Source organism: Sinorhizobium terangae (assembly GCF_009601505.1).
In the GTDB taxonomy this organism is placed as follows: Bacteria; Pseudomonadota; Alphaproteobacteria; order Rhizobiales; family Rhizobiaceae; genus Sinorhizobium; species Sinorhizobium terangae.
Map to the genome: position 1 here is coordinate 1 of NZ_WITC01000094.1, position 23,546 is coordinate 23,546.

At 57.2% G+C, this 23,546-nt stretch carries 21 protein-coding genes and 4 pseudogenes; 16 read left to right on the plus strand and 9 right to left on the minus strand.

The window, feature by feature from the left end:
* On the minus strand, positions 1–255 hold a 255-nt coding region (locus GHK62_RS33675), incomplete at its 3' end, for a transposase (protein WP_380785733.1).
* Between the two features lie 674 nt (positions 256–929).
* Between GHK62_RS33675 and GHK62_RS22095 the strand changes: the two genes are divergently transcribed.
* From GHK62_RS22095 to GHK62_RS22140, 10 genes are all read left to right on the plus strand, one after another.
* Positions 930–2,009 (plus strand): ABC transporter substrate-binding protein, encoded by a 1,080-nt coding sequence (locus GHK62_RS22095; protein ID WP_167528327.1) that lies wholly within the window; start codon positions 930–932, stop codon positions 2,007–2,009.
* 43 nt (positions 2,010–2,052) lie between these two features.
* Positions 2,053–2,949 (plus strand): ABC transporter permease, encoded by an 897-nt coding sequence (locus GHK62_RS22100; protein WP_167528328.1) that lies wholly within the window; start codon positions 2,053–2,055, stop codon positions 2,947–2,949.
* Between the two features lie 4 nt (positions 2,950–2,953).
* On the plus strand, positions 2,954–3,766 hold the full coding sequence (locus GHK62_RS22105) for an ABC transporter permease (RefSeq protein WP_153441232.1): 813 nt from the start codon (positions 2,954–2,956) through the stop codon (positions 3,764–3,766).
* A gap of 40 nt (positions 3,767–3,806) precedes the next feature.
* Positions 3,807–4,952, plus strand: coding sequence for an ABC transporter ATP-binding protein (locus GHK62_RS22110; protein ID WP_202982053.1), 1,146 nt, complete (start codon positions 3,807–3,809; stop codon positions 4,950–4,952).
* A gap of 203 nt (positions 4,953–5,155) precedes the next feature.
* Entirely contained in the window at positions 5,156–5,941 is a 786-nt protein-coding gene (locus GHK62_RS35280) for an SDR family NAD(P)-dependent oxidoreductase (protein WP_167528329.1), read from the plus strand.
* Between the two features lie 343 nt (positions 5,942–6,284).
* A complete protein-coding gene (locus GHK62_RS22120; RefSeq protein WP_153441234.1) occupies positions 6,285–7,874 on the plus strand; it encodes a phytoene desaturase family protein in 1,590 nt (529 codons plus the stop codon).
* Positions 7,875–8,008: 134 nt separating this feature from the next.
* Positions 8,009–9,136 carry an S-(hydroxymethyl)glutathione dehydrogenase/class III alcohol dehydrogenase gene (locus GHK62_RS22125; RefSeq protein WP_153441235.1) on the plus strand — a complete coding sequence of 376 codons (1,128 nt, stop codon included), beginning with the start codon at positions 8,009–8,011 and terminating at the stop codon, positions 9,134–9,136.
* A 3-nt stretch (positions 9,137–9,139) separates the two neighbouring features.
* Positions 9,140–10,042, plus strand: a complete 903-nt coding sequence (gene fghA / locus GHK62_RS22130; RefSeq protein WP_153441236.1) for an S-formylglutathione hydrolase — start codon at positions 9,140–9,142, stop codon at positions 10,040–10,042.
* Positions 10,039–10,629 carry an S-(hydroxymethyl)glutathione synthase gene (gene gfa, locus GHK62_RS22135; protein ID WP_153441237.1) on the plus strand — a complete coding sequence of 197 codons (591 nt, stop codon included), beginning with the start codon at positions 10,039–10,041 and terminating at the stop codon, positions 10,627–10,629. The genes fghA and gfa overlap by 4 nt, the downstream gene beginning before the upstream one ends.
* Before the next feature lie 103 nt (positions 10,630–10,732).
* Positions 10,733–11,104 (plus strand): RidA family protein, encoded by a 372-nt coding sequence (locus tag GHK62_RS22140; protein ID WP_153441238.1) that lies wholly within the window; start codon positions 10,733–10,735, stop codon positions 11,102–11,104.
* Positions 11,105–11,252: 148 nt separating this feature from the next.
* On the opposite strand, the gene GHK62_RS22145 is transcribed toward GHK62_RS22140, so the two are convergent.
* The 4 genes and pseudogenes from GHK62_RS22145 to GHK62_RS22155 all read right to left on the minus strand — a co-directional run bounded on the left by GHK62_RS22145 (position 11,253) and on the right by GHK62_RS22155 (position 14,953).
* Positions 11,253–12,077 carry an IclR family transcriptional regulator gene (locus tag GHK62_RS22145; protein WP_153441239.1) on the minus strand — a complete coding sequence of 275 codons (825 nt, stop codon included), beginning with the start codon at positions 12,075–12,077 and terminating at the stop codon, positions 11,253–11,255.
* Between the two features lie 90 nt (positions 12,078–12,167).
* On the minus strand, positions 12,168–12,344 hold the full coding sequence (locus tag GHK62_RS33680) for a hypothetical protein (RefSeq protein ID WP_167528326.1): 177 nt from the start codon (positions 12,342–12,344) through the stop codon (positions 12,168–12,170).
* A gap of 517 nt (positions 12,345–12,861) precedes the next feature.
* Positions 12,862–13,545 (minus strand): annotated as a pseudogene (locus GHK62_RS34400) (IS110 family transposase); the annotation flags it as partial.
* A gap of 475 nt (positions 13,546–14,020) precedes the next feature.
* Complete coding sequence (locus tag GHK62_RS22155; protein ID WP_327791129.1) at positions 14,021–14,953, minus strand: IclR family transcriptional regulator; 933 nt, start codon at positions 14,951–14,953, stop codon at positions 14,021–14,023.
* A 470-nt stretch (positions 14,954–15,423) separates the two neighbouring features.
* On the opposite strand from GHK62_RS22155, the pseudogene GHK62_RS34405 reads away from it, so the two are divergent.
* Positions 15,424–16,135, plus strand: a pseudogene (locus tag GHK62_RS34405) (DDE-type integrase/transposase/recombinase); the annotation flags it as partial.
* A gap of 432 nt (positions 16,136–16,567) precedes the next feature.
* On the opposite strand, the gene GHK62_RS22165 reads toward GHK62_RS34405, so the two are convergent.
* Entirely contained in the window at positions 16,568–17,284 is a 717-nt protein-coding gene (locus tag GHK62_RS22165) for a winged helix-turn-helix domain-containing protein (RefSeq protein WP_167528330.1), read from the minus strand.
* Positions 17,285–17,368: 84 nt separating this feature from the next.
* On the opposite strand from GHK62_RS22165, the gene GHK62_RS34410 reads away from it, so the two are divergent.
* Both GHK62_RS34410 and GHK62_RS34415 read left to right on the plus strand, forming a co-directional pair.
* Positions 17,369–17,566 (plus strand): transposase, encoded by a 198-nt coding sequence (locus tag GHK62_RS34410; protein ID WP_380785755.1) that lies wholly within the window; start codon positions 17,369–17,371, stop codon positions 17,564–17,566.
* Between the two features lie 158 nt (positions 17,567–17,724).
* A complete protein-coding gene (locus GHK62_RS34415) occupies positions 17,725–18,042 on the plus strand; it encodes a hypothetical protein (RefSeq protein ID WP_234886996.1) in 318 nt (105 codons plus the stop codon).
* A gap of 999 nt (positions 18,043–19,041) precedes the next feature.
* Here GHK62_RS34415 and GHK62_RS34420 read toward each other — a convergent pair.
* The 3 genes from GHK62_RS34420 to GHK62_RS22180 form a co-directional block, all read right to left on the minus strand.
* The gene (locus tag GHK62_RS34420) at positions 19,042–19,557 is read right to left on the minus strand and encodes an IclR family transcriptional regulator domain-containing protein (RefSeq protein ID WP_234886999.1); all 516 of its coding nucleotides are present in this window, start codon (positions 19,555–19,557) and stop codon (positions 19,042–19,044) included.
* A complete protein-coding gene (locus GHK62_RS35285; RefSeq protein WP_380786153.1) occupies positions 19,470–19,919 on the minus strand; it encodes a helix-turn-helix domain-containing protein in 450 nt (149 codons plus the stop codon). Before GHK62_RS35285 ends, GHK62_RS34420 begins: the two co-directional genes overlap by 88 nt.
* 385 nt (positions 19,920–20,304) lie before the next feature.
* On the minus strand, positions 20,305–21,342 hold the full coding sequence (locus GHK62_RS22180) for an IS110 family RNA-guided transposase (protein WP_153441243.1): 1,038 nt from the start codon (positions 21,340–21,342) through the stop codon (positions 20,305–20,307).
* Positions 21,343–21,436: 94 nt separating this feature from the next.
* Between GHK62_RS22180 and GHK62_RS22185 the strand changes: the two are divergent.
* The 3 genes and pseudogenes from GHK62_RS22185 to GHK62_RS22195 all read left to right on the plus strand — a co-directional run.
* A pseudogene (locus tag GHK62_RS22185) lies at positions 21,437–21,724 on the plus strand (transposase); the annotation flags it as partial.
* An 88-nt stretch (positions 21,725–21,812) separates the two neighbouring features.
* On the plus strand, positions 21,813–22,853 hold the full coding sequence (locus GHK62_RS22190) for an IS110 family RNA-guided transposase (protein WP_153439607.1): 1,041 nt from the start codon (positions 21,813–21,815) through the stop codon (positions 22,851–22,853).
* A gap of 466 nt (positions 22,854–23,319) precedes the next feature.
* Positions 23,320–23,546, plus strand: a pseudogene (locus tag GHK62_RS22195) (transposase); the annotation flags it as partial.

The window sequence follows — 23,546 nt, forward strand, 5'->3', positions numbered from 1 at the left end:
CGCTTGAACTTCTTCGTGCAGTCGCTCGACGGCGTTGGTCTTTCGAAGCGATCTCCATTGCTCGGAGGGAAGCGCAGGAAGGTGAAAAGCTGTCGCCCCCTCTTCAAGGCTGTCGGCGACGGCTCGGCATCTGAGGCGCCATTTGCGGATGAAGGCCTTGCGCCTTTGCTTCACCTCCTTGACGGTCCTGGCGTAGATCATGTCGGCGTAGTCGACGCCGATCTCCTCACGAAGCCGCTTGGGCGCATGCGTCAAAAGGTTGCGATGCTTGTGAACGGCGCAGCGCTGAACGGGCACTTGTGGCCACAGGGCTGGAGGGGGCCTCCAAGCCCTGGCGCGCCGTCGGCGTGAGCAATTTCGGAACCTTGAGCCCGAGTGCCCATATCGTCGAGCCCCGTACGCTTGTGTTGGTCCCCCGTCGATGCCGGCCCACGGCTTACTGGCAGGGCGACTTTCTCGGAAATCGCTCGGCGAGCACCCGTTATCGGCACCTGGACAGATCTTGGCCGATTTCCACGAAACATATTGCCTCGATACTAATCCCACCTTCTGCGCGCGCACCTTCCCGCTGCTGTCAATGCTACTACTCCTTGATTGGAACGAGAAAGCTCGTCACCGCTCGACGTATCGCTCTGCAAGGGTTGATCAGCAATTATTCGACTTGACATCAATATGAGTTGCTGTTCTAAATTGGAAAGGCATTCCAGAAAAGAATTGATCGCAAGAAGCGACAGGGAACCGAATGAATGCTCAAGCGAGCATTGAGGTCATCAGGACCTATATCAACGAGAGCGCTGCAGTATGCATCAGGAAGGCTATCTGCCGCCTTGGCTGCGCGCCCCTAAAACGCTGTCTGCACGCGGCGTAGAATGGTTTCTAGGAGCGCAGCTCCTCAACCATTAGGAAGTGCAAACCAGAGGAGAGAGACTATGAAATGGTTGCCTAAAGAGCCGATGCGTTACATCGGCATCACTGCCGCTTTCGCGGTAGTGTCTTCGGCGGTTTTCGCTGCGGACCTCAAGGGGAGGGAAGCCGTTATGCAGAGTCCCGGCGGGAAATACACCACCGCGTTAGAAGAGGCTTATATCAAGCCATTCGAAGCGGAAACCGGGGCGAAAATTCGCCTCGTTGAATCCAATACAGACGAGTCGATCGCCGCAGTCTCGGCACAGGTCAAGGCTGGCAAGGTCGAGTGGGACGGGCTGTCGAGCCTCGATGCCCCGTATATGCCGAAGCTCATTCAGGACGGAGTCATTGAAAAGATCGACGTCTCAAAAATTCCTGGTCTCGAAAAGCTGCCGAAGGCCGTAAGCAATGAATACGGTGTGCCTGTGCTCAACTCGGTCGTAACTGTTTCCTATCGCACCGGCGATAACGTCGTGCCGCTCAAGAGCGTCAAGGACTTCTTTGACCCGAACATTAAGGGCTCCCGGGCCGTAAGTTCCCTGGCTGGTGAAGCCCAGTTTGTCTGCGCTTTGGCGCTTCTGAGCGATGGGGTCAGTGTCAATGAACTGACCAAGGGAATCGATATCAAACACTGCCTGAAAGTCGTTGACCCTATAAAGGACCAAATCACGGCGTATTGGGCCAATGGCAGCCAGATGGCCCAATTGATGATCGATGACAGTGTGGATTATTGCCTGTGCTGGGATGGCAGAATCGTACAGGCGGCGCAGGCCAACCCGCAATGGAAGATCCAGCATAACGGCGGCATCCAGTTCCCTAGTTATCTCACCTACACAACGGGCACGAAAAACGCGGATGTACTCGATGCCTTCGCCGTGTACATGCTGGATCCGAAGCGGCAGGCAGAATTCACCAAGCTGGTCGGCTACAGTTCACCCAATCCGGAATCTGTCGCCTACCTTCCGGACAACTTGAAGCCGTTTATCAGCGTCACGCCTGAGGCCCAAGCGGTGTTGACCACCTTGCCTGATGCCCTGTTCAAAAAGATGGCGGACCAACAGGTTGAGCTTGGGAAAGCTTGGCAGGCCTACGTCGCACAATAGGCGGCGCGGACTGAAACAATCCACAACCAGTCGGATTATTCAAATGCAAGCGACTTATGACACGAAAAACAGGCGGGGAAGCGCCGTCGCGGAGGTCGACAAAGGCGTCGTGCTTTCGCAGCCGATTGGGTTTGTTAGCGTTTCCCCGCTCTTTATCTTGTTGGGCATATTCTTCTTCGGGCCGATGATTGCCCTTGCTTTGGCGATATTTGACGGAGGAGTAGCCGCAGCCGTTCCACTGTTTTCCGACGTCCTGCGCGATGAACTCTTCCAGTCAGTCGCTTTGAGGACGTTTCGGATATCGTTGGTCGTTACCGTCATAAGCGTCGTCATCGGTTACTCAATGGCTTATGCCATGTGGAGGAGTTCGCCAAGCGTACGCTCAGTGGCGTTGGCTCTCATCATGTTCCCATTGTTCACGAGCATCGTCGTTCGGACCTATGCGTGGACCGCAATGTTCACCCGATTCGGCATCATCAATACGCTGCTGTTGAAGATTGGTCTAATCGAGAAGCCTCTTGCGATGCTATACACCGAGCCGGTTGTCCTCATCGGTATGGTTCAGGTAATGCTGCCTTTCGCGATCCTGCCGATCTACACGACTTTGTTAGGCCTCGACCTCGACCTACTGCGCGCATCAGCTATCTGCGGCGCGAAGGGGCGACAGACGTTTACTAAGGTCGTGCTGCCTCTGACGAAGCAGGGAGTCGGCGTTGCCAGTGTCCTGGTGTTCGTCATTTCCCTCGGCTTCTTTATCACTCCTGCAATTCTCGGCGGGCCGAAGAGCGCAATGATCTCCAACATGATCAGCACGGAGGTTACAACCTTTTATAATCTGAAGGGCGGTGCGGTGATGTCCGTTCTTCTCCTGATGGTCACGCTTTGCTTGCTTTTCATTGCCAGCAAGATCGGCAGCATCGCTGCGCATTACAGGAGATAATGAAATGGGCGATACCGCAAACGTGCGTCGCATCCGTTATTTGCTAATTGCGCTTGTGGCTCTCTACCTTATCGGACCAACGCTGGTAGTTATCTGGCTGTCCTTTAGTACCGATGAGGTTCTCAGGTTTCCACCTCACTTGTTCTCCTGGCGCTGGTATCAGGAATTCCTTTTCGACGAACGTTGGAATGAGGCAGTGTTTCGATCGCTGTTTGTCGGAGGGTTGGCGACCCTATTCGCTACTGTGATCGGCAGTATTGCTGCGTTTGGGACAGCTCGGACAAGGCTTCCAGCAAAGCGACTGGTCGAGGTTTTCGCGATCGCTCCACTTGTGGTTCCGCCAATCATTCTGGCAACCGGTGGCTATTCGCTGTTCGCAAAATTGGACATCATCGGCTCTAACCTTGGGCTAGCGATAATGCACACAGTGTTGGGTGTGCCATATGTTTATCTCATTGTCTCCTCGGCTTTGGCGCGGACCGATCCGAGCATTGAGCTCGCTGCTCTGAGCCTGGGAGCAAATCGATGGCGCACAATTCGAGATGTAACCATCCCCACCAACCTGCCGGCGATCATCACTGGGGGCCTGTTCGCCTTCTTGATCTCCTTTGACGAGGTCGTAGTCACGGTCTTCTTGTCTGGCTCGTTGGCGCCCACACTACCGGTGCGAGTCTTCTCGAGTTTGTCTCTCGCTGTATCCCCGGTGGTTGCCGCCGTCTCGACAATCCAGATCATAATCGCGATCGCGCTGATGTGGCTGGTCGGCATGCTGCAGCGCTGGCAGCGGAAGTGGGCAGAAGCGGTCCCCGCAATTTAACAGGTCGTCGTCCGTAGATCCATCTGGGAAGGAAGGTTTCGTGGGCATCCATTCGGTAAAAATGCAGTTGCAAAGTCATCCAGGAGGAGTTCCGGTGTCAGCAAATTTGGGTTCAATAGCCGGTTCTCGCGTGCAGATGCGAAATCTAACCAAAGAATACGGGGTTGTTCGCGCAGTGGACAACGTGTCTCTCGATATCGAGCCTGGCGAGTTTATTTCGTTGCTTGGTCCATCGGGATCGGGAAAAACAACGGCACTGATGATGCTGGCTGGTTTCGAGAGGACTACGTCAGGCACAATCCACATTGGTGATCACGATGTAACTTCCGTTCCGCCTTTCGCGCGCGGCATCGGGATGGTGTTCCAAAGCTATGCGTTGTTCCCGCACATGAACGTGTTCGACAACATTGCCTATCCGCTCAAGCTCAGACGCATGTCTAGGGCGGACATTGAAGCGCGCGTGCGTCGGGCGATGGAGATGGTGAAGCTCTCGCCCGAAAAATTTGCCAACAGATTGCCGCAGCAACTATCGGGCGGGCAACGGCAGCGTGTCGCTCTCGTCCGCGCGTTGGTATACGAACCACATGTCCTACTTATGGACGAACCGATGGGAGCGCTGGACAAGAACCTTCGCGAGGAGCTCAAGTTAGAACTCCTCAGCCTTCAGGAACGGTTGCGGCTCACGATAGTTTACGTGACCCATGATCAGGGGGAAGCTCTTATGCTTTCTGACCGCGCGGCAGTTATGCGAGATGGACGCATCGAACAGATAGCGAATCCTGAAACACTGTACCGGCATCCAAAGACCGAATTCGTCGCCAACTTTTTGGGTGAGGCGAACCTACTGCAGGTCAACCAAACTGCGGCCCGGGACTTTACTCTTGCAGATGGCCGAGTATTGCAGTGTAGCCCCGATATCGAGATTGACCCGTCTCAACAATACCTTTTGTTGCTCCGCCCGGAAGAGATAGAGGTTTGCTCCGACCCTGATGCCATCTTGGGAGGGCGAATAACCAACACCGTGTACCTCGGCAGCTCCATACGCATCGAAGTAGACACCCCTGTCGGTAGTGTGACGGCTTTTGCAAAACCCAATCAGTCGCGGCGATACGAGCGAAACCAGAGTGTCGGATTGCGTTTCCCCACAAGTGACGCCGTATTGGTCCCCAAAGCTACTGCTGGTTAAATTGTCATGTTGAATATCGACTGCGCCATTAGCTTTACTTTAGGGAAACGACGAATAAGGGGACGTAATCGCCAGAGGGCCGTCCCTGACCATCCAATCGGGTTGACCCACCTGGATTTGAGATCTTCGGCCCGTTCGGTCTGCAGAACGCAGCCGGCATTTCCCGAGATCTCGTCCCACGTTTTCTCTTCACGGTCATGGTCATGAGAGCGCTTGTAACCGGTGTGAGTGCAGGGATTGGCGGAGCAATTTGTGACCACCTATCCACCACCTATCGCGATGCCTTGTTCCTGACAATGTGCGTGCGCCGACCGACGGAGTACGTTCAATCGCTAGCGACTACCTGCCGCCTTCGAGGCTCCACCGTATCCATCGTGCCGGCAGACCTAAGCCAGCCTGAAGCGCCGGCTGATGTGGTAGAAAAGACAATAAGTGCATTCGGCGGTCTAGATGCGGTTGTATCCAATGCGGGCATGGCGAGACCTGGCCCGTTGGAGTCACTGGAGCTCGAGGTGTGGGACCAGATGTTTGCTGTAACCTGCAGAGCTAGTTGGTTGTTAGCCAAAGCGGCATTTCCCCACTTGGTTCAAAGCCGCGGGAGCTTTGTCGCGATTTCGTCCCAATCGGGCAGCCACCCGCATCGGGGCACGGGGGCATATAGTTCAGCTAAAGCAGCCTTGACAATGCTTTGTCGGCAACTTGCGATAGAATGGGGAAAACATGGCATCCGGGTCAACTGTGTGTCGCCTGGGATGATCCGAACGCCCATGACAGAAGCGGTCTACCAGGACGAACGCACTTTGAAGGCACGCGAAGCGATCGTCCCTCTAGGTACTATTGGACGGCCTTCGGACGTCGCAGACCTCGTGGAATTTCTGATCGACCCTGCAAGCAGGTACGTGACGGGACAAAACATTGGGATCGACGGTGGGCTCTCGCAAACAGTGATGGATCGTATTCCGGGATTAGCACGGAAACGCGAAACGTGAGGTCATTGATTGACCGAATGAGGTGACGGTCTGCGCCGGAATCTCCCATCTAAGCGCCGTTGTTCCACCCGATTTTAGCGGATGCTATTCCTGAACTTCTAGATAACCGTGCGACCGCACAAAAGCGAAACGCTGTTCGACAAATTCAGGCGCACGCCCTTGACTGACGTTGGCGAAGTTCTTAAAACCAGAACAGCGTTTCAATATAAGCCAAGCGGCGGGACATGTTTCGGTGGCTCACGCCAGCGCAGTGCGGTCTACTCCCCAACCCATTTTCTTGGGAACGATCACTCGGGCTGGCGGGCACTGCGTGCGACGCGCGGGCGTCAATAGGAGCTGACTTATGGCAAATGTTTATGATGCGGTAGTACTGGGTGGCGGACACAACGGTCTCGTTTGTGCGTCTTATTTGGCGCGAGCAGGGATGCGAACCGCAGTACTGGAGCGACGGCATGCCGTCGGCGGTGCGTCATTTTCGGACGAGGTTGTTCCCGGCTTCAAATTTTCTGTCTTCTCCTATGGCTTACAGCATTTGTACCCGCGGATCATTCACGATCTCGAGCTTGAGAAGTTCGGTCTGAAGGCGGTTCCCTATGGCGATCTCTTCAGCCCAACGGAAGACGGGCGTTGTCTGATTACAAATGACGACGACGCCGCAACTGCGAAGAGCATCGCGCAGCTCTCCAGAAAAGATGCGGAGGCTTACCCAAAATTCGTAGAATTTCATAACAAGCTCGCAGAATACATGCGCCATCTCGGCACCGAGGTTCCGCCTGATCCCACGGCTTCAAACTTCCGGGATCTCACCAGGACACTCTCTTTTTCTTGGCGGAACCTCGGCATGAGAACTAAGCTGTTCGACTTCGTCGAACTCATGACCCAGAGCGCAGAGGAGTATCTGAGCCGTTGGTTCGAGAATGATGCCGTGCGCGCACTGTTCGCCTACCAAGCGGGCATCGGAAATTTCGTCGGTCCTCACTCTCGAGGATCGGCGCTTGCGTGCCTCTACAATATGCTCACCGACCATTCCTACGAGGTCGTGCGCGGACATGTCATTGGGGGAATGGGAACTGTATCGAAAGCGCTAGCGGCATCCGCCCAGCGCTTGGGGGTAGAGATACATACGGATGCCGAGGTCGACCAGGTAATCGTCCAAGATGGAAAGGTCAAAGGCGTTGCGACTAAGGACGGTCGCGAGTATCGCGCTGGACTCGTCGCGAGTAGCATGCACGCAAAAATTCTCTTCGGTAAGGCAGTGGATCGCAAACACCTCCCGGACGACCTTGTTCAATCGCTTGAGAAATTCAATACCTTTGGTACAAACTGGAAAATCAATGTCGCCTGTAACCGGCCCCCTCAGCTCAAGGCCCTCGGAGCGGACAACGGTGGCCCCATTCCGGTTTTCGTGCATATTGGCCCAACAATCGATTACCTGGAAAAAGCCTACGACGATGCGAAGTACGGCGGCTTTGCTCAGCTGCCGTGGATGACTGTAGCGACGCCCACTCACCTTGACAGGAGCATGGCTCCCGAGGGTAAACACGTTGTAAACCTTTACGGAGGTCATGTCGCATACAAGCTTCGCGAAGGTGATTGGGCAACCCGGCGACCAGAATTCCTAAAGACTGTATGGCGAGTGCTCGACGAATTTGCTCCCGGGTTCACGAACGACATCATTGACTATCAGGTCCTGCTGCCCACGGACATCGAAAGTATCCTTAACATACCAGGCGGCAACATCCTGCACGGACAGATGACCCCAGATCAGCTGTTCTCGCGTAGGCCGTACCCTCACTACTCCGACTACAGGACACCGGTTAAGGGGCTTTATCAATGTGGCTCGTCTTGTCATCCGGGGGGAGGAGTCAGTGGGCTGCCTGGCCTTAACGCAGTGCGTGAGATCCTGCGAGACCGTGGGAAAAAACTGTCTTGAGCGCTGGGTTGCTGAACGACAAGTAGATATCTCGAATAGATAAGTCCCGGCGGCTGCGCTCCCTCGGGACGAAATGCGCGGCGCTTGAGCCGCAGGCCGTCATCGTGGCCAGCATGCCATAGAAGGGAAGAATTATGGACGTTCGCGCTGCCGTGGCCGTGCAGGCCGGCAAACCTCTGGAAATCATGATCGTGCAGCTCGAAGGGCCGAAGGCCGGCGAAGTGCTGGTTGAGGTCAAGGCGACCGGCATCTGCCACACCGACGAGTTCACGCTGTCAGGTGCCGATCCTGAAGGCCTGTTTCCGGCGATCCTCGGCCATGAGGGCGCCGGCATCGTCGTCGATGTCGGACCGGGCGTCACGTCGCTGAAGAAGGGCGACCATGTCATTCCGCTCTACACGCCGGAATGCCGCGAATGCTACTCGTGCCTGTCGCGCAAGACCAACCTGTGCACCTCGATCCGCGCCACCCAGGGCCAGGGCCTGATGCCGGACGGCACCTCGCGCTTCTCGATCGGCAAGGACAAGATCTTTCACTACATGGGCTGCTCGACCTTCGCCAACTTCACCGTGCTGCCGGAGATCGCGCTTGCCAAGGTCAATCCCGACGCGCCGTTCGACAAGATCTGCTACATCGGCTGCGGCGTCACCACCGGCATCGGCGCCGTCATCAACACCGCCAAGGTCGAGATCGGTTCGACGGCAATCGTCTTCGGGCTCGGCGGCATCGGGCTGAACGTGCTGCAGGGTCTTCGCCTTGCCGGTGCCGACATGATCATCGGCGTCGACATCAACGACGACCGCAAGGCCTGGGGCGAAAAGATCGGCATGACGCATTTCGTCAATCCGAAGGATGTCGGCGATGACCTCGTGCCCTACCTCGTCAACATGACCAAGCGCCATGGCGACACGATCGGCGGCGCCGACTACACCTTCGACTGCACCGGCAACACCAAGGTGATGCGCCAGGCGCTGGAAAGCTCGCATCGCGGCTGGGGCAAGTCGGTGATCATCGGGGTTGCCGGCGCCGGCCAGGAGATCTCGACGCGTCCGTTCCAGCTGGTCACCGGCCGCAACTGGATGGGTACCGCCTTCGGCGGCGCGCGCGGCCGTACCGACGTGCCGAAGATCGTCGAGTGGTACATGGACGGCAAGATCCAGATCGACCCGATGATCACCCACACCCTGCCGCTCGAGGACATCAACAAGGGTTTCGACCTGATGCATGCCGGCGAAAGCATCCGCAGCGTGGTCGTGTATTGAGCCATGAAGACGATCTCGACCGACAAGTGCTACGGCGGTACCCAGGGCGTCTACGTCAGCCGCTCCGATGCCTGCGATTGCGACATGACCTTTGCTGTATTCGTGCCGCCGCAGGCGGCCGAGCGCAAGCTGCCGGTGCTGTGGTATCTGTCCGGCCTGACCTGCACGCATGCCAATGTCATGGAGAAGGGCGAGTATCGGCGGCTTGCCGCGGAACTCGGTCTCGTCATCGTCTGCCCGGATACCAGCCCGCGCGGCGACCACGTTCCTGACGAACCAGACAACTGGCAATTTGGGAAGGGAGCTGGCTTCTATGTGGACGCCATAGAACCTCCGTTTTCCACGAATTACCGGATGTACAGTTACATCGTGGAGGAGCTGCCCAAGCTCGTCGCAGCCGAGTTTCCTGCAGACATGACCCGACAGGGCATTTTCGGGCACTCTATGGGCGGGCATGGGGCGATTACCATTGCCTTGAAGAACCCCGAACGGTTTCGAAGTTGCTCTGCGTTCGCCCCGATCTGCCATCCAAGCGTTTCTGGGTGGTCGCGTCCGGCATTCGAGAAGTACCTCGGTTCCAATAAGGCTGTCTGGCGGTCATACGACGCATGTGCCCTCATCGAGGACGGCCGCCGCTTTCCGGAATTCTTCGTGGACCAGGGTGGTTCCGATGCGTTCCTCGCGGATGGTCTGAGACCCGCCGAACTGAAGGCTGTCTGCGCGGCCGCCGGGGTCAAGCTTACATTGCGTATGCAGGAGGGTTATGGCCATTCCTATTTCTTCATCTCGACGTTCATGGACGATCACCTTCGCTGGCATGCGGAAAGGCTGGCTGGCGAAGTAGAGGACTGCAGCTCGGCCGGAGCATTCCGCTCCGGTCCAGGAGGGAAGGAGAACATCCTATGAGTAGCATCAACATTCACCCCGTGGTGGATTCCGGGTATCGGGCAACTGACGCGAGCTTCGGGGGCGGCACGCTCGTCTGCAATTGCGCAAGCAACCCGGTGAGGGTTAGGATCAGCGGCGATATCGCTCACAATCACGCCTGCGGCTGTACAAAGTGCTGGAAGCCGGCTGGCGCACACTTCTCCGTAGTCGCTGTCGCTCCTACGGACAAGGTCGAAGTTCTCGAAAATGGCGACAAGCTCGCCGTCGTTGATCCGTCCGCTCTTATCCAACGTCACGCCTGCAAGGAGTGCGGTGTCCATATGTATGGCCCGGTCGAACGCGAACATCCATTCCAAGGCTTGTCGTTCATTCATCCCGAGCGCTTTGAAGGCAAAGGATGGGCGCAGCCTGGTTTCGCGGCATTCGTCTCCTCGATCATTGAGAGCGGGTTTGACCCTTCGAAAATGAATGGGATGAGGGAAGGACTGAAGCAGGTCGGACTGGAGCCGTACGACTGCCTCTCTCCTGCTCTCATGGATTACATTGCAACATGGACCGCAGAAAAGAGCGGCGTTCTAGAGCGCAAGCGTAATCAGTCGCAGTGATCGGTCATCTGCGAGCAACCGCAGAAGTGGGTAAGCTAAACAATCTCGAAATTTTGCCTGTCGGAACGAGCTCCGGCAAGGCTACCTTAACGAAAGAAAGACCATGAAATCGACTCCTATCGACCCCGCAACGTTGAGCAATCCGGCCGCACCGTTCAGCCAGGGCATGCTGACTTCATCTGGCGCGACGTGGCTACATATCTCCGGCCAGATCTCGGGAGAAGGGGCTTGTGAGGACCAAGCAAAAACAGTCTGGAACCAGATCACGCAGGTGCTGAAAGAAGCCGGAATGGAGATCAGAAATCTGGTTAAGATCAACCAGTATATTGTAGCCGGAACGGATGTCTCTGCCTATACAAAGATCCGCAATTCATTCATCGACGGTCATCGCCCTGCAAACACGCTGGTTTTGGTCCCCGCTTTGGCGGGAGAAGGGGTGCTTCTCGAGGTAGAGGCGGTAGCGGCCAAGTTCTAACGGCTTGGATTACGATCTCATGAGCTGCGCAAAACGCCGTGTCTTTGCGCAGCTCTTCAAAATGATGATGGGCGCCAGTCTGCCTGCTCCGCAGCTGCGCATGGCTAAAGCTGAGGCTGGATGGCAATGGAGCTAACGTAATCAGTGCTTATCTCACGGCTCCTGCAGCGACAATCAGCGGCGTCATGGAACGCTGCCTGGTTCTCAGGGGCCAAATATGACTAAGCTCCAGCGCTGCTTTGTTGAGTGCACGGGCCAATTCAGACCAACGATCAGCATTGATGCGAATGACGGGGCCCGCCACTGAGATTGTTCCCGCAACTGGCGCATCAGAGTCGGGGTTGGCCCGGAATGGCACGGCTATCGCAGCGGCGCCGGCCTCGGCTTCTTCCACCGACGTGGCAAAACCCCGTTTGCGAGTTTCCTCTAAGCGAACCCGCAGTTCGTCAATAGAACGCGCAGAATTAGGCCCGAGTTTTCTAGTGGCTCCGAAACCACGGGAGTAGACTATCTGCAGAGCCTCCTCCTCTGGTAACGTTGCAAGCCAAGCTTTTCCATTTGCCGTAGCGTGAAGTACGATCTCCTGCCCCATGTCTGGATCGTAGCGCAATCCGGTCACCGCGCCTTGGGCACGGGCAACCCAGACTAAATCTTGCCCTTCGAGAATTGCCAGACGACAATACTCCTGCGTCTCCGCGGCCAATCTGTTCAATACGGATTGAACAACGTCGGGTACATTGCGTGCGTCCAAGTTGCGAAATGCCAATGTGCTCATCCGTAAAGAAAGTGCATATTTCTGACTCGCCGCATCCTGCGTGACCCATCCGTGGGTCACCAACGTCGTCACAAGGCGGTGGACCGCGCTCGCAGGCATTTCAAGCCGATCCGCAAGTTCTGATAGTTCGACCGACTCAAGTTCGCCAGCCAGTAGTTCAAGCAATGTGAGGCATCGGGATACAGCAGCGACGGTCAAACTTGGCCCCTCCGTTTCGAGTAGCATATAATGTTTGTTTCCAAAATGGAATAGGTTTCCACATGGGTTCTGGCTCACTGGACTCCACTCTCAGCCCGGACGGAATTGTTCCCGTTTGCCAAGCTTCGGAAGTGGTGTGATCGGCGAACCTGGCGCGTGCTCAAGTCCAGGACACGCCGCCGAAGCAATCGTCGTCCAACCGTCGACCACCTTCGACAAAACCTCAATCCGCTGCAGATCGCGTTCGCTCATCTCAATCAGTCCCATCCGCAATCTCCCACGACGTCATCAAAACGCGGGGAGAGTGACATTCCTTCTGTGGTTGCCGCCCGTTGCGCAAGGAGTTTCTGACCTCTTGAACGTGTGATCGAGTGCGGTCTTCTGTCAGGCCTTTTGTGCGGCACTTCCAAAAGCCGCTGGCCGGTATGGTGATCAGCGGATCGAGTCCAAATCTACTTTCCGAGCTTGCGAGCTCCAGAAATGTCCCTGGTTTTCCCTGTCCGGATCGGTTCGATCATGCGCCCATTCGGGTCCTCGACTTTTCACACCTCCTTACCGGCGTTGGTCGTCTGCGGTCAGCATCAGGTCATGCTGCCACGGCCAACGACGGATCACGAAAATCTTCCTGTTTTGTCAGCATCGCCCAGATCTTGCGAGCCATCTTGTTCGCCAGCGCGATCGCTACCAGCATTCGCGGTTTGCGAGCCAGCATCCGGGCCAGCCATGAGCCCAGCATGGGGCGGGCGGCGGCTTGCCCAACTCACGCGGGCCATTGCGCCGATGATCAGCAGCCTACGGATGTCGACCTGACCGGCTTTGGACACCCGGCCGAGCCTTTCCTTGCCTCCCGACGAGAACTGTCTGGGCACGAGTCCGAGCCAGGCCGCAAAGTCCCGCCCGCACTTGAAGCTCCCCATTGCCGGGGCAAAGGCTTCGACGTTGCGCGACGGCTCCAGACGATGCCGGGCATAGGCCCGATGGGGGCCCTTGCGCTGTCCCGAGAAAGATCCGCGATCTTTCTTGCTTTGTCCTCAATCCTGGCCGTCTTCTCGCTGATCTGGGCCAAAAGATCGCGGCATTCCTCCCGCACGATGTCCGGCATACGGATGTCGGCATCATCGACCATCGCGTCGATGCGCTTGATGTGGGCGATCCCTAGAGGAACGACATGGCCATATTCGTAAAGCACGGCACGTAGCGCGTTCACCAGTTCCGTCCGCTGATGAACAATGCGCTCCCGGGCCCGGAACAAGATCGCCCTGGCTTGCTGATCAGAGGTCTTAGGTTCCACGAAGCGCATCTCCGGACGCTGCGCTGCGACAATCGCTTCTGCATCGGCGGCATCGTTCTTTTGACGCTTGACGAAAGGCCGCACATACTGCGGCGCAATTAGCTTGACCTCATGGCCCTGTGTCAGCAATTCCCGCGCCCAATAGTGAGCGCTGCCGCAAGCCTCCATCACCACGACAGCAGCGGACTGGCTCCCCATTGCGCGGCGACAATCAAGGTGCGGGGTCAATTCCTCGATTCGCTTGACAAATGCCCCCTCCTTGGAGACTTACAGTCTCTAGGATCGATGTAGGCGGTGGTATGAATCGCAGGCTTCGAATACCGTCGAGGAGATCATCTCCCGGTCGCTTCTCGGTCATATGGTTGCGTGACGGCGGAAATGATCAATGCTTATTTCTGGGAGAATCGTTGGCACGGCGGGCGTGCGCTACCTGTACCGCTGAGCTCGTCGAGACGCTACCTCAGGCGACCTCAAGGAGAACTGATGCATGTCTTTTTGAGGCCAGGCATCTCGGTGGCGGACGTTATTCCCGCCAGCAAATACACCGGACTATCACACGCCCCCAAGCAAAGGGTCGACGGTAAGACCGTATTTCCTTTGGCAGAACCCAGTAACTTTGACCACACTTGCGGGCTTTGTCTTTGTGTGACTTCTACAAAGTGCCACTTGTGGAACCAAGCGATCTTGCCTGGGCCCTTGCCGGCCATATCTGAGCGAGTTCCGTCGCAGCTCTGTTAAGAGCGTCAGCAAGTTGACGCCAATGATGCGGTGTAATCCGAATGACCGGCCCTGCGACAGAGATTGTACCGGCAACCGGTGCATCGGATGCAGAACTCGCTCGGAACGGTACGGCGATAGCCGCGGTACCGGCTTCACATTCTTCCACCGAAGTAGCAAAACCTCGTTGCCGAGTTTCAGCTAAGCGAAGCCTGAACTCATCAATGCAGCGAGCCGAGTTCGGTCCGAGCTTGTGTGGGGCATCAAACCCGCGAGAATACACAATTGCCAGCGCCTCTTCTTCGGGCAAGGTGCCAAGCCAAGCCTTTCCGCTCGCCGTTGCGTGGAGAGCGATCTCCTGCCCCATATCAGGATCATAACGCAAGCCGGCGGTGGCGCCTTGTGCCCTCGCCACCCAGACCAGTCCCCGATTTTCCAGAACAGCAAGACGACAGCATTCATGCGTTTCAGTGGCTACTCGGTTCAGAACCGACTGGACTACGTCCGATAGATTGCGTGTATCGAGATTACGCAATGCCAATGTGCACATTCTAAGCGACAGCCCATACTTCTTACTTGCGGTGTCTTGAATGACCCACCCGCGATCAACTAGAGTTGTAACGAGTCTGTGAATTGCGCTGACCGGCATGTCGAGCCGATTAGCAAGTTCTGACAACTCTACGGGGTCACGGTCTCCCGCGAGCAATTCTAGTAGGGTAAGGCAACGGGACACAGATGTAACAGTCAACTTCAATCCTCTCCTCTTCAGCGCCTTTCGAGTTCGTTCCCAACTCGAGTGGCTGCCGTATGCGAAAGAGTGCTTGCTGCCGGCCATAGTTCTGGACCAGCCGCATTCTGTTTCAATCATTTACGAGCGCGTAAGCGCACGCGGATTCTTCTCTTGCGTTTCGTCCCTAGAGGACAATCAAGTGGTACCCGACCCCCAGACCGTCCGAGTATAGCCCATCGAATGCGTTCAGTACGGACCACTCCTCATATCTCCAAAATCTAGCGACGTGTTTGACCCCCTGAGGTTCATAGGACGAGTACATCTACCTAGTGCGGGCGGACCTTCAACACCCATGCCAGATATCAAAAAGAGCCTCAGCAGAGATTTTTCTGTTGTTATTCAAGGGCCAATTAAAGGTCAGCCTCAAACGAGATTGAGTCATCGTTTTGTCGTAGACCCGACAAAACGGACATTTTCGGAGGTAGTGCGATCACCCGTTTGCAAGACGTGATCTGAAATCTGAACCTGATCGGATCCCTTCAAACTGGGCCGATCTTGGGTAGAGTTTTCCGGTGATCTTTCTGGCTAGAAGAGGAACGGAAGACTGGTTGAAGAAGATGGTCGCGGACCTGACGCTGGATCGCGAGATGCTGCAGGACGTCATTCGGCGAAAGCTTTAAAGCCTGCCCGGAAGCGGAAGGTGGTGAAGGGCATGTGCCGCCGTTGGGCGATCTCGATCCGGCGCGCGCCTGCAAGACCCCCAACTTCGATCGTTGGACCTAACGCGACGCCGCTCGCAGCCCCAATCAGGCCGGTCTGGAACGACGCATCCGCGAGATTTGAGGCCCGGGTTCGGCGAGCGCTGCGTTCACGCGCTGTTGGAAGGGCGAGGGGTGGTGGCTCCAACATTAGGAGAACTAACGGATTTACAGGGACTTGCGCCGTGATAACTCCAGAACAAGCCACTGAGCCAGGGTCAAGGCAAAACCGCGGGAGGATTGCCCGGTAGCCATCGACCCGAACGAGTCGGGGCCATGGACTTCCGTCACGACCAACTCGCCACCGGTAAGAAGTTGCGGGTCTGACGGTGATCGATACCTGGTCTCGTTACGTGCCGGTGCTCAATCCGCGTTATAGCTATCGCGGGACGACATGGTGCAGATACTGGAGCGGCTGTGTCGGAAGATCGGCTATCCGAAGACGATGCGCGTCGACCAGGGCACGGAATTCCTATCCCGTGCCCTCGACATCTGGGCCTATGCGAAAGGCGTCGTTCTCGACTTCTCACGGCCGGGTAAGCCGACCGATAATGCCTACATCGGGGGCATAACGGCCGCTTCCGGCGGAATGCCTAGAACAGCATTGATTCCCGACCCTTGCGGAAGGACTGCGGGTGGAGAATACTATAGCGAGGAACGGCCACATGGTGCGATCGGCAACTAGGTGCTGATCTCGTTGATGAATTCGGGAAGCGCAACGAGCCCGCTTCCCTGAATGAAGCCGGAAAACTCGAGCGCCGGCGGTCCAGAGATCGGGGCGGTTCATAATCGGCATCTGCGCATCGACCGGATTTGAGAAGTCGAACGATCCGTGGGCCGGCTGTTGATCGAACAACATAACAACATCAGCTACTGCGGGCCTGCTAGGTAATGGCATAGTTCGACGGGGCACGATCAGTTCGAAGTACACTCACCTGCCGGAACCTGCCCCCGGGGGCTCCTGTCAAGCATCGATTTGCTCGCGTTTCACCTGCTATCCCGCACCCGCTGACGGGGCGATATCGGAGTCTATCGAATAGCCCTCACCGCGGACAGTTCGTATATAGTTAGGCTCTCCGAATTCATTTAGAGCTTTCCGAATACGGCTTATATGCACATCAACCGCGCGTGGAACGACGTGTATATTGTAGCCCCAAACTGCAGCTATTAGCTCATCGCGCGAGAAGACTTGCCGAGGGCGAGCGATGAGGTGTTGTAGGAGTTGATATTCGATAGGCCCGAGATTTACGATGCGCGTGTTTCGATATACGCGGCGTGCATTGTGGTTAATGATGATGTCTGCAAATGAAAGCACATTTGAGATTCTCTTAGACGAGGCGTAACGGAGCCGATGGAAAGTTGCTATTAATTGTTGAGCTGGGAAAGGTCTGAATAGGTATTCCGTGCGCCCAATCTGATGCGCGCTAAACTCTCTCGCATCGGCGGTTTCGGAAAGCGAAATTACGACGGGAATGTGTCGAGTACGTGGGCTTTCATAAAGTCTATGCCTCGCTGTCATAGCGGCGTGAAGCATTGGTAGGTCGCTGAGTGAAATTATGTCCGGGCACTTGGTCTCCGCCAGAAGGGCCACTTCATCCAGTTTATCAGCAATCAGCCCATGAAACCCTTCCTGCTGAAGGACGTGGTTCAATAATCCTGCATACGGTTGTTCGTCCCAAACCAACACAGTCGCTGGTGTTTCGTAGGTCATCGAGCCTCTCCATAGCTTAGTGGGCACTAGGGTCTGCCGAGATCTAGGACTCCGTTCGGAGCTCGGCCGTGATTTAAGCTTCGGATGGAACGATCCGCATTGACCGGCGCCCAATGGGCGAAGATGGCGCCGCATTGCTTGGGTAAGCCGACGGGTCACGGGCGAAGCAGCAGTGACAATCGGCGCTTGGTTCAAGCAGTGCTTTGGGTGGTGCACACGGGCCGCCCCAAACGTGACCTGCCGGCCTTCTTTGGCAAGTGGAATACAGTGTTCAAGCGGTAACGCGATCGGGTAATGGCCGACGTGTTCGCACGGCTCCTGCCCGGGCGCGCCGGACCTGGAATATGCGATCGTCGACGCCACCAACGTCAAGGTCCACCACCGCGGCCAGAACGAAACGGGGGACTCAGGGCCAGGCTATCGGGCGTTCCAAGGTCGGCTTGGCGACCAAAATCTTCGCGCTGACAGGCGCGCCCGGCAATCTTGTCCGTTTCGAACCACTGCCCGGCCATTGTTACGACAACGTCGGCGTGCCGCCGCTCATCGATGGGCGGGATGCGCTGCGCGCAGACAAGGAGTTCGACATCACCATTGTTGCCGATTCCAACGCACGCGGCGTCAAGATTGTCGTCTCTCAGCGTCCGCGGCGCGCCGCACCGCTCCCCATCGACCCAGAGATTTACAAATGGCGCGACCTCACCGAGAATTTTTTCTGCAAGCTCAAGGAGTTCAACCGCATCGCAATGCGATCCGATTAAACCGACCCGAGCTTCAAAGCCATCATTCATCGCGCAGCAGCCGTCATAAACTCCAGATAAATCTCAACGGTCCCTAGTTCGCTTAATCTGAGACGACCATAGTTCCTGCCCTTCCTAATGAAGGCGGGCGCTTAGCATCGAGTCATCTCTCTCGTTTCCTGTGGGTCACTCCAACGCGCAGTTTTGACTTGTCGCCCATACCACGGCCAATCCGGGTGATCTGGGATAATGTTGTATCCAGAAATCTCCTTCGCGGAGCTGCGGTCTGATAAAGACCGCCATCGTTTCGTGTTAGTGACTAGCTTGCGCTCGCAGTGATCCGCAATCAAGATTCATGCCAAGAGAACAAGATTCGAGCGTGCGGATAAGTAAGTAATTGTAATTAACCTGGGATTCAGGGTGGCAGTAGGTTCAAATTAAGCGTAAACGCCGTCACAAACCCGACAACTTGGTAGTACCGCCGGCGGTGGCTCGGCATCACTGTGGCCTCGAGTAACAGCGTGTGACCTGCAGCGTGTGCATGGCACAGGTGTGGCGCAAGACTTGGCCAGTGACACGCTTATCGGCGATGGTCGGTTGCTTCCCCGCCGCCGTCGTGAAGTGCTTGGCCCTGAACATGTTCCATGATGTGTCTCCAAATGGCCTGCCGCGCAGGAGAGCAGCAACTAGAAGCTGTTTACGTGAGCCGCGTAGGTATGTGGCTTACCCGCAGTTCACCGGCAGGTGCTCGCGTAGGAAGGCAGTGAGATGCGGAGCTAAGCGGTCATGCGACGTGTCCTTCGTGCAATGCTTCGCCAGCCGCCGCAATCTGCCTCCTCAATTAGCGTCTGGAGCAAGCGGCTCCTTTTGGGGAAAACCGCACTTCGCGGCGTCCTTTGCCGCGAATACGCAAGGTGCCTGCTCCAGTCGACAATTTCAAGTCGCATGCCTTAGACGTCACCGTCGCGCAGCCCGAGATGTTCAAATTGCAGAAGCACTTAGCGGTCGCGGAGCCAATTGTCACCGTGACGTCGCACGGCGGCAGTGACCCGCTCGACTTCCGCCGGGAGACCTAGCGCGGCGACGCTGACAGCCGCCATCGCTGAACCTCGCCTCTGGGGATAGCTTCCCTGGTACAACAATTAAGTACGAAGCCGACGCAAAGCTAGGCAGGTGATCCCGCAGTAAGTCTTTAAGGCGTGGTATGGGCCAGATCTCGCCTAGCTCCTTTGCCGCGGCGAGGAGATCCGGCGCGATTTCATTCCAGCGCGATGAAGTCATTCGTACGGAGGGCCCGGCAACACTCACACAGCCCAGCGCGACTCCACCCTCGCGATCTGGAATAGCCGCTGCCAGCGCCGCGATGCCGATCACGCTCTCGTCGGCAGAAACGGCAAAACCATGTTCTCTTATGCGCTTCAGTTCGTCTGAGAGCTCCTGCTCATTGGTCACCAGAGAACGCGCATAGTTGCGCGGGAGGATATAGCTCCGGCGACGAACCTGCGCCAACTCCTCTGCCTCCTCCAAGCTCGCCAACCACGCACGGCCGTTCGCGGTCGCGTGGAGCGTAGGTCCCACTTCCATCGTCGGATCGTACCGAAGTCCCTCCGAGCTACCCTGAGTGCTAGCGATCCAAACCAGATCACCATTTTAGCTGCGCAAACCCGAACAAACTCCCCCGTGCGCTGAGCCAATCTGTTGAGAATTGGCTGGCACGCCTCGTTGAGGCCAATGTTGCCAAAAAACCGCAGTCCCAGAGCCGCTGTTCGGATTGCCAATCGGTAATGCTGTGTCGCGGTATCTTGGGTCGCGAAGTCGCGGTCAACAAGAATTGAGAGAAACCTGTAGGCAATGCTTTTCGGGAGCTTGAGGCGTCGCGCAATATCGCTGATCGCGATCGTGTCCCGTCAGGTGGTGTAGGTCCTGAGGATTAGGTGGCCATCAGTGTTTTTCCGGCAGGGTCGGGTTGTTCAAGACCAACCTGATGGAAAGACCACCGATGACCGACGAGATGATGAACGTGCGCTTCTGTAACGGGCCTTCCCGAGTCAATCCCTTTTAAGCTCATCCCTCGCCGATCACTTGCTTCTGTCCGCAGTCGGCGTGGAAGTCGCTGCTTTATGGGGTCGGTGAGGACCGGTCGGCCGATCTCGCAAAATACGCAGTCGCAGAACGCTGCTTCGCACGTTACGGCCTAACCTGCCCGTCGTCCCGGCGAAGGGACTTCGCTCAGACGGGGGTGATGGTAGTTCCCGCCTAAACCTGTTTTTTGTCTCCTCCCGATCAAGCCGCCATTATTGGCACTGCCTTACGAGGAATGAAGTTGGTGCCGTCCCTGAGCATGCGATGTAATATCACCGCCAGCTTACGGGCCAGTGCAACGCGTGCTTTTCTCGGCCCCGCGCGTTTGGCAACCGCCAACGCCCAGCTCTTCAGATCCGAGCCTTTGACCGGTCGCGTGAGGATGACGTTGGCTGCCTCGTAGAGCGCGGTTCGTACGCCCACATCGCCGATCTTCGAGATGCGACCACTATAGTCGGTCTCGCCCGATTGGTACTTCTTCGGCGTCAATCCGAAATGCGGCCCGACCGCTCGTGATGATCGGAAGCGCTCAGGCGCGTCAACGGCCGACACGAATGTCAGCGCTACCAGAACGCCAACGCCGGGCGTTGTCATCAGCCGACGTGCGTTGTCGTCCTCACGCGCGATGGCACGTAGTTTTTGTTCAAACCGTGCAAATTCGTCCGAGCAGGCGTCGCGCACCTTCAACAGCGACGCGGCAATCGCCTCCAAGGTGGGATGACCTTCAATGAGCTCGCGAATCCGTGCCGCATAGGTGCGCCGCGTGGTCGGCCCCACCTTGAGGCCGAAGCCGCGCAGAATGCCCCGGATGCTCATCTCGATGTCGTGAAGCTTTCCCTGGATAAGCTTGCGTGCGGTCAGCAGCGCTCGCACCTCTTGGGCTGGAAGTGATTTGCAATGGACCGGTCTGAACCAGCCAAGCCGCATCAACTGCGCAATGCCCCGCGCGTCTTTCTTGTCGGTCTTCACAGGCATCGTCTTGAAGGCAGCACGCACGTGGCGCGTCTCAATCAGTTCGACTGCCAGACCGGCCTTCGCCATCGCGGCATGAAGCCACTGCGACAAGGGACCGGCCTCAAGACCAATTCGTTCCATTGCCATGCCGTACTCGTCAAACCAGGTGATCACCGCATCAGGCTCGCTGAGGACTTTTGCCTCCCGCATGATGCGGCCATCCGCATCCACCACGCACACACTTGAGTATTCCAATGACACGTCGATGCCTGCATACTGCTTCATGGTCGTCTCTCCGTGATGCTATGGAGCAGGCCGATCCTGACTCCGCGACACCATCATTGTGGGGGACGACCACCAGACCTCCAAACCTCGCTGGCTGGGCACGGCCCGTTACACCATCTCGCTTGTTGAGAAGAGCGCCGACGCGGATCTGTTGCGCGAGATGATTGGCTTTGCGGCCGAGCGGCTGATGGAGCTGGAGATCGGCAGCGCGACCGGTGCTGGCTACGGCGAGAAGAACCCGATGCGGCTCGCCCAACGCAACGGCTACCGTGACCGGGACTGGGAGACACGGGCTGGCACGGTCGAGCTTCGCATCCCGAAGCTGCGCAAAGGTAGCTATTTCCCGAGATGGGGTATTCGGCTTGAGCCCCATCCTTCAGCGGTGATGCCATGAAGGTGCGGCGCTTCGAGCTGATGGTAACCGTGGTCTGTTCTGGAACAGCCACAAGCATCAGGAAAGGAAGCGCAGCATGAAACATTATGCCGGATTGGACGTCGCAGTCAAAGAGACCGCCATTTGCATCGTCGACGAAACGGGCGCGATCTGCCGTGAGGGGAAGGTGCCGAGCCATCCCGAAGATCTTGTGCGGGCCCTCACCGATCCTGCCTGGGCCCTTGAGCGGATCGGGCTTGAAGCCGGGCCCTTATCGCAATGGCTATTCAGCGGGCTGGCGGAAGCCGGATTGCCGGTGACCTGCATCGAGACGCGGCACACCAAGGCATTCTTGAAGGCACAGCCGAACAAATCCGACCGCATTGACGCCCGAGGCATTGCCCAGATGATGCGGGTCAACCTGTTCCGCCCGGTGCATGTCAAGACGCTGACGAGCCAGAAACGCCTGGCCTTGCTGACGGCGCGCAAGCTCCTACAGGAAAAGGCGATTGCCATCGACAACGACATCCGCGGGCTGTTGCGCAACTTCGGGCTCAAGGTCGGCATGGTCGGAGCCGTCAAATTCGCGCACCGCATCCGCGAGCTCACCGAAGACATGCCCGAACTGGCCGAGATCCTGGAGCCGCTGCTCGACGCACGCGACAAGCTACGCCAGCATTTTGGCGCCCTGCACCGCAAGGTTCTGATGCTTGTCCGGAAGGATGAGACGTGCCGCCGACTGATGTCGATCCCCGGTGTCGGGCCGGTGACCTCGATGGCCTATACCGCGACGATCGACATTCCTCAGCGGTTCAGGAATTCCAAGGCGGTAGGGCCGATATTGGGGCTGACGCCGGTACTGCATGAGTCGGGCGAAAGTCGCCGCATCGGCCGCATCACACTGTGCGGCGACGGCTTGCTTCGATCCCTGCTCTACGAGTCGGCGCAGGTGCTTCTGACGCGGGCCACGAAATGGTCCTGGTTGAAGGCCTGGGCGATGAACGTCGCCAAGCGGCGTGGTGCGCGCAAGGCCATTGTCGCGCTTGCCCGCCGACTGGCGGTGATCATGCACCGGATCTGGATCGACGGCACCCAGTTCCGCTGGACCAGGCAGGACCTCGTGCCGGTCGCTGGCTGACGTCCCGACCAGTGCAGCCTGCCGCGGCGCTCGTGCCCGTCAAGGGCAAGTCGCTGCGCGATGGCCCCGCTGGGCCTCCCTTGACGACCACTGCGTGCCGACGGCCAGCGCGAAATCAGGTCGGGACGAGAAGATGGTCGCCCAATCGGCCGAACAAGAAGATGGGAGATGAACCACGATCAAATGTGACAATTATCACCCCGATGGAAGGTGAGACACAGTTCCACCATGCCGGTGGAAACCTGTCCTTCGCGGGACGGTGGATGAGGTGAGTTCGCCGCAGAAAGCTGTACCGATGCCCCTTGCATCAGGACGCTCCCGAGATTGTTCCACCTCATTCATTTGAATCCCATGGAGGGAGGGCCGAGGCGCCGATCCCGTAGAGAAGCAAGACCCCGCGAAGGACATCAAATGCCGGCAAGCCGGAACGCTCGAGAGCGCTTGACCTCAACACGCCGAATAGAGAAGCTTTCTGGAGCCGCGTCGCATGGCGGAGAAGGCTCTGACGGCTGTTATCCAGGAAGCCTACATCCAAGGCATCTCAACGCGTTCCGTCGACGATCTCGTCAAGGCGATGGGTATGAGCGGCATCTCCAAGAGTCAGGTGAGCCGCCTGTGCGAAGAGATCGATGTCAAGGTGAAGGCCTTCCTCGAAAGACCCATCGAGGGCGATTGGCCCTATCTCTGGATCGA